At 66.6% G+C, this 9,237-nt stretch carries 9 protein-coding genes; all 9 read right to left on the reverse strand.

What is annotated here, in order from left to right; translation table 11 throughout:
* Window positions 1–1,774: penicillin-binding protein 2 (gene mrdA, locus ACIQ42_RS11385; RefSeq protein WP_397422300.1), on the reverse strand; the 1,774-nt coding region annotated here is incomplete at its 3' end.
* A 7-nt stretch (window positions 1,775–1,781) separates the two neighbouring features.
* The gene (locus tag ACIQ42_RS11390) at window positions 1,782–2,297 is read right to left on the reverse strand and encodes a hypothetical protein (protein ID WP_397422301.1); all 516 of its coding nucleotides are present in this window, start codon (window positions 2,295–2,297) and stop codon (window positions 1,782–1,784) included.
* Window positions 2,294–3,313, reverse strand: coding sequence for a rod shape-determining protein MreC (gene mreC / locus ACIQ42_RS11395; protein ID WP_397422302.1), 1,020 nt, complete (start codon window positions 3,311–3,313; stop codon window positions 2,294–2,296). The genes ACIQ42_RS11390 and mreC overlap by 4 nt, the downstream gene beginning before the upstream one ends.
* 35 nt (window positions 3,314–3,348) lie before the next feature.
* Window positions 3,349–4,392, reverse strand: coding sequence for a rod shape-determining protein (locus tag ACIQ42_RS11400; protein WP_397422303.1), 1,044 nt, complete (start codon window positions 4,390–4,392; stop codon window positions 3,349–3,351).
* Window positions 4,393–4,586: 194 nt separating this feature from the next.
* Window positions 4,587–5,306, reverse strand: coding sequence for an ATP-binding cassette domain-containing protein (locus ACIQ42_RS11405; RefSeq protein WP_397422304.1), 720 nt, complete (start codon window positions 5,304–5,306; stop codon window positions 4,587–4,589).
* Window positions 5,299–5,967 (reverse strand): molybdate ABC transporter permease subunit, encoded by a 669-nt coding sequence (gene modB, locus ACIQ42_RS11410; protein ID WP_397422306.1) that lies wholly within the window; start codon window positions 5,965–5,967, stop codon window positions 5,299–5,301. The genes ACIQ42_RS11405 and modB overlap by 8 nt, the downstream gene beginning before the upstream one ends.
* A gap of 4 nt (window positions 5,968–5,971) precedes the next feature.
* The gene (gene modA, locus ACIQ42_RS11415; RefSeq protein WP_397422307.1) at window positions 5,972–6,763 is read right to left on the reverse strand and encodes a molybdate ABC transporter substrate-binding protein; all 792 of its coding nucleotides are present in this window, start codon (window positions 6,761–6,763) and stop codon (window positions 5,972–5,974) included.
* A gap of 111 nt (window positions 6,764–6,874) precedes the next feature.
* Window positions 6,875–7,756 (reverse strand): DMT family transporter, encoded by an 882-nt coding sequence (locus ACIQ42_RS11420; protein ID WP_397422308.1) that lies wholly within the window; start codon window positions 7,754–7,756, stop codon window positions 6,875–6,877.
* A gap of 159 nt (window positions 7,757–7,915) precedes the next feature.
* Window positions 7,916–9,237, reverse strand: a 1,322-nt coding sequence (locus tag ACIQ42_RS11425; RefSeq protein ID WP_397422309.1) for a 2-isopropylmalate synthase, incomplete at its 5' end; no start/stop codon positions are given.

Genomic DNA, 9,237 nt, shown 5'->3' on the forward strand with positions numbered 1-9,237 from the left:
CCACCACGGCGATGGCGTAACGAGGGGCGTCAATGGGCGCAAAGGCCACGAACAGGCCGTGGTCGCGCAGGCGCCAGGTCCCGCCCTGGCCGCGTGATCCGCCCTTGTCATAGTTGCGCACCTGGGCGGTGCCGGTCTTGCCCGCCATCAGGATGTCACCCAGGCCCAGCTGACTGGCCCGGAACGCGGTGCCGCCCGCCTCGGTCACCGCCGCCATGCCGTCACGCACATACTGGATATGCTCGGTCGCAAACGGCAGTGGCGGCGCGTCCGATCCCTTTGGCAGTTCCTTGCCGCCCACCGAGCGAACGAGACGCGGATTGAGCGCCCTCTGTCCATTGGCCAGCCGCGCCGTCATTACGGCCAGTTGCAGGCAGTTCACCTGCAGATAGCCCTGGCCGATGCCGTAAGACAGGTTTTCGCCCGGCCACCAGGGCTGCTGGGCCTCGTTCTTCGCAAAGTAGCGCTTCTTCCAGGCCCGGTCGGGTACGGTGCCCTTCTTCTGGCCCGGGATCCCGATGTCATAAATCTGGCCGAGGCCGAAGGCGCGGGCGGCGATGGCGATGCGATCCGGCCCCACCCGCAGTGACATCGCATAGAAATAGGTGTCGCAGGAGTTCTTGATGGCGTCGCGCAGGTTCTGCGATCCGTGCCCGCCGCGCTTGTGGCAGTGGAAGTAGCGGCCTCCGAAGTTCATCCCGCCGCTACAGTTGACGCGGATATCCGGGTCTATGCCCGCGTCGAGGATCGCCAGCGCAGTCATCGTCTTGAAGGTTGAGCCCGGCGGGTAGAGGCCTGACAGGCACTTGTCCAGCAAGGGCTTGCGCTCGAAGGTCGCCAGGCCGCGGTAGTCAGCGACCGTAAGGCCTCGCACAAAACGATTGGCGTCGAAACTGGGAGCCGACGTCATGCACAGGATATCGCCGGTGCGGCAATCCATCACGACAGCGCCGCCGCTCTCCTCGCCGAAGACTTCCAGCGCCCGGTTCTGGACATCGACATCCAGGGTCAGCTGGATTTCAGCGCCCGGCTGCGGCGGGATGTCGCCCTCGCCATGGTGGCTGACCTCGCGCCCGTTGGCGTCGACCTCGACCTTACGCGCGCCGGGCCGGCCGCGAAGCTCAAGATCAAAGGCTTTCTCGACGCCCTGCTTGCCGATCCTGAAACCCGGATGCAGCAGGATCGAGTCCGCGTTGGGGCCTGCAGCTTTGATGTCGTCCTTGTTCACCTTGGCGACGTAGCCAATGACGTGGGCGAAGGCGCCGCCATAGGGATAGACCCGCACCTCGCCCATGTCGGCGGTGACACCGGTAAGCTCCGGCGCACGCACGCTGACGGCCGAGAACTGTTCCCAGGTCATGTCCTCCATGACCGAAACCGGCGCCCGGCGCGGCGCACTGTTGATATCCTTGAGCAGGCGGCGCTGGCGAACCTCGTCCAACGGCACAAAACTGGCCAGTGTCTTGAGGGTCGCTTCGGTATCTGTGCCCTTGTCGCGGACCACCAGCAGCCGGAAGTTGGGGCGATTGGCTGCCAGAACCGCGCCGTTGCGGTCAACGATCACCCCGCGCGGCGCAGGCATAAGCTTGAAATTGAACTGGTTCGAGGTGGACAGCCGCTCATAGCGCTGGGTCTGGAACAGCTGCAGATAGGCCAGACGCCCGCCCATGGCTGTCAGGCCCAGGCCCGCGAAGGCGCCCAGCAGGACGGCGCGCCGATGGAATACGCCCTGACGCTCGTTCACCTCTTCGAAGAAAATCGATGGGCCGGTCATGGTGCGCTCAGCGGACCCTTACGTCTGCGTCTTCAAACAGGTCGATGAGCCTGTCGGCGAAGGGATAAAGCACAACTGTGGCGAGGAATTGCCAACCCACGGACACCGGGCTCGGCGCATTCTGGGTGTCCAGCATCGTAAAGATGTACCCGGCGCCAAGCGCCAGCGCGGTCGCAGCGCTGTACCAGGCCCACATGAACAGGCGACTCTGCCCCGCGAGCATCGCCCGCCCGCTCAGCACCAGGCCATAGGGCAACAACAGGCACACCGCCCAGAAACCAAGGGGATTGCCCCAGAGCAGATCCAGATAGAATCCCATCAGCATCACGCCTACCGGCGCCAGCATGGATGGGCGGATGACCGCCCAGGCATAGACCACCGGCAGGGCGAACACCGGCTCAGGCAGGCTCAGCCCCCAGAAACGCAAGGGCAGCGCCAGCAGGAAGGTGGCCAGGACGACCTGCAACATGGGAACGCCAAGCCATCGCCAGGGCGCCAGGGGCTGTGCGCCGCCTTTGCTCACGGTGTTGCTCCGGCGGGTCGCGGGGCAATCCTGGCAGCAGGGCGCTCAGGGGATGTCGGCGGCGCGGTGGCCGGCAGAACGGCCGCAGGCGTCGCAACCGGCGGCGGCAGGGTTGAGGCGCCAGGCGTCGCCGGCGGAACCTCAACCTTCTCCAGGCCCGCGCGATTGACCACCTGGGTGAAGTCCTGGAACAGCAGGATCCGCACATAATCGACCGCCGCCTTGTCGGAGGCCAGCACCACGCGCCAGCGGTTATCCAGCCCCTTGATCGCCACCCCGACCGGTAGCCCCCGGGGAAAAACACCGCCATCGCCGGAGGTCAGGATCCTGTCGCCGCTGCGCACAGGGTCCTGGCCGCGCAGATATTCCAGCCTGGGATTGGGTCCGCCGTCGCCGGTCAGAATGGCGCGCGAATTCGTCCGGTCGATCATCACCGGCGTGCGTGAAGCGGCGTCGGTCAGCAGCAGAACCCGGCTGACACCGTCCGTAACGCCGACGACGCGACCCACCAGGCCGTTCTCGCTCATCACCGGATTGCCGGGCTTGATCCCCGCTTCGCTGCCGGCATTGGCCAGGCGGGAATTTGCGAAGGGTCCGCGGCTGTCGGTGACAATTCGCGCCGAGGCCATGGGAATGGGAGGATCGGTCTTGAGGCCCAGGGCGGCGCGATAGCGCTCGTTGGTGTCGCGCAACGCCAGCGCCACGTCGCGCCACTGGCGCATTTCCTTGAGCTCATCTTTGAGACGGCGGTTCTCGGACACGGCGAAGAAGTAGCCCTTGACGCCGTCGACCCCCTGCCCGGTCAATCGGCCGGGTGTAGAGAGCGCATCGCCCACCGGCGCCATCACCTTGTCAGACAGGGTGCGCGGGCGACCATAGGCGTCGGTATCGAAGACCTCGCGGCGATCCGAAAGCAACACCGCTACGGAGGCGATCAGCACAACGAGAAACACGATCCCCGCCGTCCAGGTCAGGGGAACCCTCAGTTCGCCGAGCGGATTGTCCCTGTAGGACATCTAGGTTCGACCCCTACCACCCGCGCGGGCGCCGCCTAAGCCAGGGTGGATTCCAGAACGCCCTTCATCCACCTGGGATGCTCGAGCACCTTGCCGCAGCCCAGCGCAACACAGGACAGCGGATCGTCGGCCACCGTCACCGGCAGGCCAGTGTGATCGCGAATCTCGGCGTCCAGGCCGCGAAGCAGCGCACCGCCGCCGGTCAGCATGATGCCCTTGTCGGCGATGTCGGAGGCCAGTTCCGGCGGCGTGGCTTCCAGCGCCATCTTCACGGCGTCCACGATCTGGCCAACCGGCTCGGCAAGCGCGTCCGAGGCCTGTTTCTCGGAAATCCGCACCTCGCGGGGGACCCCCTGCATCAGGTCGCGGCCCTTGACCTCGATCGACAGACCCTCGCCGTCAGCCGGCGCGCGGGCGGTGCCGATTTCCTTCTTGATCCGTTCGGCCGTGGTCTCGCCGATCAGAAGGTTATGGTTACGGCGCATGTAGCTGATGATCGCCTCGTCCATCTTGTCGCCGCCGACGCGAACCGAGCGCGAATAAACGATACCCGACAGCGAAAGTACGGCCACCTCGGTGGTGCCGCCGCCGATGTCGACCACCATCGAGCCCGTGGGTTCATGGATCGGCAGGCCGGCGCCGATCGCAGCCGCCATCGGCTCGTCGATCAGGCCCACGCGGCGGCCGCCGGCGTTCAGGCAGGAATCGTTGATGGCGCGGCGTTCAACGGCAGTGGCACCGGACGGCACGCACACGATCACCTTGGGGTTCACGAAGCCCTTGCGGTTGTGAACCTTGCGGATGAAGTACTTGATCATCTCTTCGGCGACTTCAAAGTCGGCGATCACCCCGTCGCGCATGGGGCGGATAGCCTCCATGTGGCCAGGCGTGCGGCCCAGCATCTGCTTGGCCTCTATGCCCACGGCGTGAACGACCTTGCGGCCTCCCACATTGCGCAGCGCCACTACCGAGGGCTCATTGAGTACGATGCCCTTGCCCTTCATGTAGATGAGCGTGTTGGCGGTACCGAGGTCGATGGCGATATCGTTCGAGATGGCGCCGAAGAGCGATGAGATCATGCAAGGCCCTGACGAGTTGGGGCGGAAAAGACAAGTTGTCTGCAAGGCGAAAGCCCAACCGACCTGTCGCGCGAGTTTGCGCCTGGGATGGTTAACTTTGTCTGGCGGATATTCAGGCACCTCTGCCCTGACACCTTGGTCATTTCAAGGCCTAATACGGTATGCGCAGGTTCGCCTGCGGCGCGAGTGCGGGTTCAGGCCGGCGGATCGCCCAGAAGCAGCGCCCTGGCGGCAGGGTCGGCCAGCACCTCTGCAGGCGTTCCCGTCGCCCGGGCCTCCCCTTGATCGAGCACACACAACCGGTCGGCGAGTCTCGAAACCTCATCCACATCGTGCGTGACCAGCAACATCGGAATCGAAAGCCCCTGTCGGAGCGCAACGATCTCTTCATAGAGGTGAACGCGCGTACGACGGTCGACCGCCGAGAAGGGTTCATCCAGCAGCAGCACATGCGGCTCGCGCGCCAGAGCCCGGGCGATGGCCACGCGCTGGCGCTGGCCGCCGGAAAGCTGGGCCGGTTTGCGCCTCTCAAGGCCTTCCAGATGTACCCGCGCCAGCAGGCCGGCGGCCCGGTCCCGTCGCTCGTCGCGAGGAAGATCGAGGAGGGCCGTGGCGACGTTGTCCAGCGCCGAGAGGTGGGGAAACAGGGCGTGCTCCTGGAAAACCAGCCCGACCCGGCGACGGTGCGGCGACAGAAACCGGCGCGCCTCGCTATCGAACCAGACCTCGTCACCGACCGTGATGTGTCCGGCGCGCGGCCGGTAGAGGCCGGCGATCGCCCGAAGCGCTGTCGTCTTGCCCGCGCCGGAGGGGCCGACCAGACCCAGCACCTCGCCCGGCGCGCAGGCGAAGGCGACGTTCAGCGGGATCGGTCCCGACTGGTGCAGGCGGACAGAGAGACCCGGCTCAGCCATGACGACGCCCGAGGCGGCCGCTCGCCGCCGTCGCGATGGCGATAGCGCCAATGGAGAAGGCCAGCAGGAGCGCGCTCATCAGCCCGGCGCCGTGGGTGTCAAAGGCCTGGACCCGATCATAGATCGCCAGCGCGATGGTCCGCGTTTCGCCGGGGATCGATCCACCGACCATGAGAACCACGCCGAATTCGCCAAGTGTGTGGGTGAAGGTAAGCGCGAACGCCGACAGAACGCCCGGCCACGCCAGGGGCGCCTCGATACGCCAGAATGTACGCCAGGGTGAGAGGCCGCTGACCCAGGCGGCTTCCCGGACATCCGGCGGCAGGGCCTCGAAGGCCCGCTGCATCGGCTGCACGGCGAACGGAAGGTTGATCAGGACAGAGGCGGCCACCAGGCCCTCGAAACTGAAGGCCAGCGGGTGGCCGAACATCGCACTCCAGGCCTTGCCCAGTGACGCATTGGCGCCCATCGCGCTCAGCAGATAGAATCCGAGCACTGTCGGTGGCAGCACCAGCGGCGCCATGATCAACGCCTCCAGGACGCCGCGTCCGCGGAACCTGTGAAAGGCGATCCAGCGGGCCAGCACCAGGCCAAGCGGCAGCAGAAGGCCGACCGTCCAGGCCGCGAGCACCAGCGAAAGACGGAACGCCTCCCAGTCCAAGCTGCTAGCGCCCCCCGGGCACGGTGAAGCCGTTGCGGGTGAAGATCGCGCGCGCGTCAGCGCCCTGCAGGAAGGTGTGGAAGGCACGGGCCGTGGCGCCGGCGCCGGTCAGCAGCGTGGCCCGCTGACGCAGGGGTTTGTGTCGGTCTGCCGGGATCAGGGCGAACGTGCCGGCCGCCTTGACCGGCGGCGTCAGGGCCAGCGAGAGCGGGATCACGCCGGCCTGCGCGCCGCCGGCGACGGCGAACTGGGTCGCCTGCGAGACGTTCTCGCCGAGAACAAGCTTCCCCTGCAGGTCATCCCACAGGCCCGCCGCCTGGAGGGCCTCGCGCGCCGCCCGGCCGTAGGGCGCATGTTCAGGGTTGGCGATGGCGACCTTGCTCACCTGTCCTGCGCGGAGCGCCCTGCCCAGACCGGCGAGCGCGCCATCCACCTGGACCGGAGACCCCTTCGGTGCGAACAGCCCGATCCGGCCGATGGCGTAGAGCACGCCCGAGCCCTCTCCGCGCCCCGCCTGACGCAAGGTTTCCACATAGGCCTCGTCCGCGGAGAGGAAGACTTCATAAGGCGCGCCGTTGAGGATCTGCTGGGTGAAATTGCCCGATGAGCCGAAGGTGAGCCTCACGTTCTGCCCTGTCCGCCGGCGGAACTGCGCGGCGATTTCGGGCAGAGCCGCGGATAGATCGGACGCGGCGGCCACTGTCGGTGCGTCGGGTTGAGTCCGGCCAGCACCGGCGCCCAGCGCGAGGACCAGACCGCCCGATGCGACGCGGAAGAAGGTCCGGCGTGCGATCAACGGTCAGGTCTCCAGGTCTGCGGCAGGATCTCGCAACTCGCGTTGTGTACAGCTACTGCGCAATGAGGTGAAGCGTTGGCGACCGGTCCTGAGACCGTGCTGTCCCTGCCATCAACCCAGAACGGTGAGCAGCACCCCCGCTGCGGTCAGTCCGCCGCCGATCCATTGGCGGGGCGTCAGACGCTCCTTGAACAGACGGCGACCAACCGCCGCGGCGATCGGACCCTCGATCAGACCGATCGCCCGGACCGGCGCCGCCGGCGCCAGTGCCAGGGCCCCGAACCAGCACGCCGAGGCGGCTGACCCGAAAAAGCCGGCGGCCAGCGACGGCTTCCAGGTTCCAAACACCGACCGCAAGGCCTGAGGCCGCGTCAGCCCAAGGATCGACGACAGAACCACCGACTGCATCGTCTGGGCGACCAGCAGGGCCGCGGCCGCCGAATAGAGCGGGTGGCCCGCGTCGAACGCCTGCCCCGCCTGACGATAGGCGTTGAACGCTACGGCAAAGGCCGCGCCCGCAGCCAGCCCCAGTAGTCCGCCCGGCAGATCCGCCCTGGCCTGTCCCTGACGCGGCCAGGACAGAACCAACAGACCGACGGTGCCCACAGCTATGCCCGACCAGGCTGCGATACCCAGCGCGTCACCCAGAACCAGCCACCCGAGAATGGCCGCCATGGGCAGGGACGACTGCTGCAGCATGATCGCCACCGCAAACCCCGAGCTGCGCATCGCCATCAGCAGCGCCCCCGTTGCCGCCACCTGACTGATGGCGCCGACAACGGCGGCGATCCAGAACCGTGCCGAAGGATCAGGCTGGGCGTCCGGCGTGATCGTCCACATGACCGCGAAGATCAGGATCGAAAACGGCAGGCCAAACAGGAAGCGCACAAGCGTCGCGCCCCACGGCCCGGCATCACCCACCAGCCCCCGCTGCATGGCGTTGCGTGCGACCTGCAAAGGCGCGGCTGCAGCGGCGAGGAAAATCCAGAGCATGCAATTGAATCCGTCATCCCGGCCAACGCAGCGGCGCAGCCGCGAAGGCCGAGCCGGGACCCACGCACACCCACGGCGTGCGTGAACCTCCAGCGATCAGGTAAGCAACGATCCCGGTCTTCGCCTGTGATGAAGCCGGGATGCCACAGTATTTTAGCGTCAGAACCCGCTGACGACCTTGCCCGGTGCGGTCTTTTCCTTGCGCGCAAAGAGGTTGTTGAGCGCGTTGACGTAGGCCTTTGCAGAGGCCGTCAGGGTGTCTGTGTCAGCAGCCTGGCCGGTGGCGATGCGGCCATCGTCCTCGAGCCTCACCGATACCTGGGCCTGGGCATCGGTGCCTTCGGTGACCGCATGCACCTGGAAGAGGCGCAGGATGGCCGTATGGGGGATCACCGCATGGATGGCGTTGAACACCGCGTCCACGGGGCCGTCGCCGGTGGCGTTGGCTGACCTTTCCTCGCCCTCGATCGTGACCGTCAGGAACGCCTCCTGCGGCCCCTCGGTCCCCGCGATCACCCGCAGGTGCTTCACCTGAACGCGATCGGCACCGCTGGCCAGTGCGTCGTCGACCAGTGCGACGATATCGTCGTCGAACACGTGCTTCTTCTTGTCCGCCAGGTCCTTGAAGCGCTGGAAGGCCTCGTTCAGGGCGTTCTGTCCCAGCTCGTAGCCCAGGTCCTTCAGCTTGGCGCGGAACCCCGCGCGGCCCGCATGCTTGCCCATCACCAGATTGGAGGAGCCCTGCCCCACGTCCTCGGGCTGCATGATCTCGTAGGTGCCGCGGTCCTTTAGCATCCCGTCCTGATGGATGCCGCTCTCGTGAGCGAAGGCGTTCTTGCCGACGATGGCCTTGTTGAACTGGACCGGGAACCCGGTAATCGCCGAGACATAGCGGCTGGCGCGCGTGATGTGCTGTGTCTCGATGCCGGTGTGGAACCGCAGGTGATCTCCTCGAACCTTGAGCGCCATGACGATCTCTTCGAGCGCTGCGTTGCCGGCGCGCTCGCCAATCCCGTTGATGGCGCACTCCACCTGCCGCGCCCCGCCCTGTACGCCGGCCAGGCTGTTGGCGACGGCCAGGCCCAGGTCATTGTGGCAGTGGGTGGAGAAGATCACCGTGTCGGCGTTTTCGACGTTCGCGATGATATCGCGGAACATGTCGCCATACTCGGATGGATAGCTGTAGCCCACCGTATCCGGCAGGTTGATGGTGCCGGCCCCGGCGCGAATGGCGGCGTCCACGCAGCGACGCAGGAAGTCGGGTTCGGTGCGGGTGGCGTCCTGGGCCGACCATTCCACATCGCCGCAGAGGTTGCGCGCATGGGTCACCGACTTGGTGATCATCTCCAGGATGTCTTCCTGGCTGGCGTGCAGGATATGGTCGCGGTGGCTGGGACTGGTGGACAGGAAGGTGTGGATGCGGCCGCGCTTGGCTTTCCTGATGGCCTCGGCGCAGCGTTCGATGTCGGCCAGGCCGGCGC

Source organism: Phenylobacterium sp., assembly GCF_044372605.1.
Lineage (GTDB): Bacteria > Pseudomonadota > Alphaproteobacteria > Caulobacterales > Caulobacteraceae > Phenylobacterium.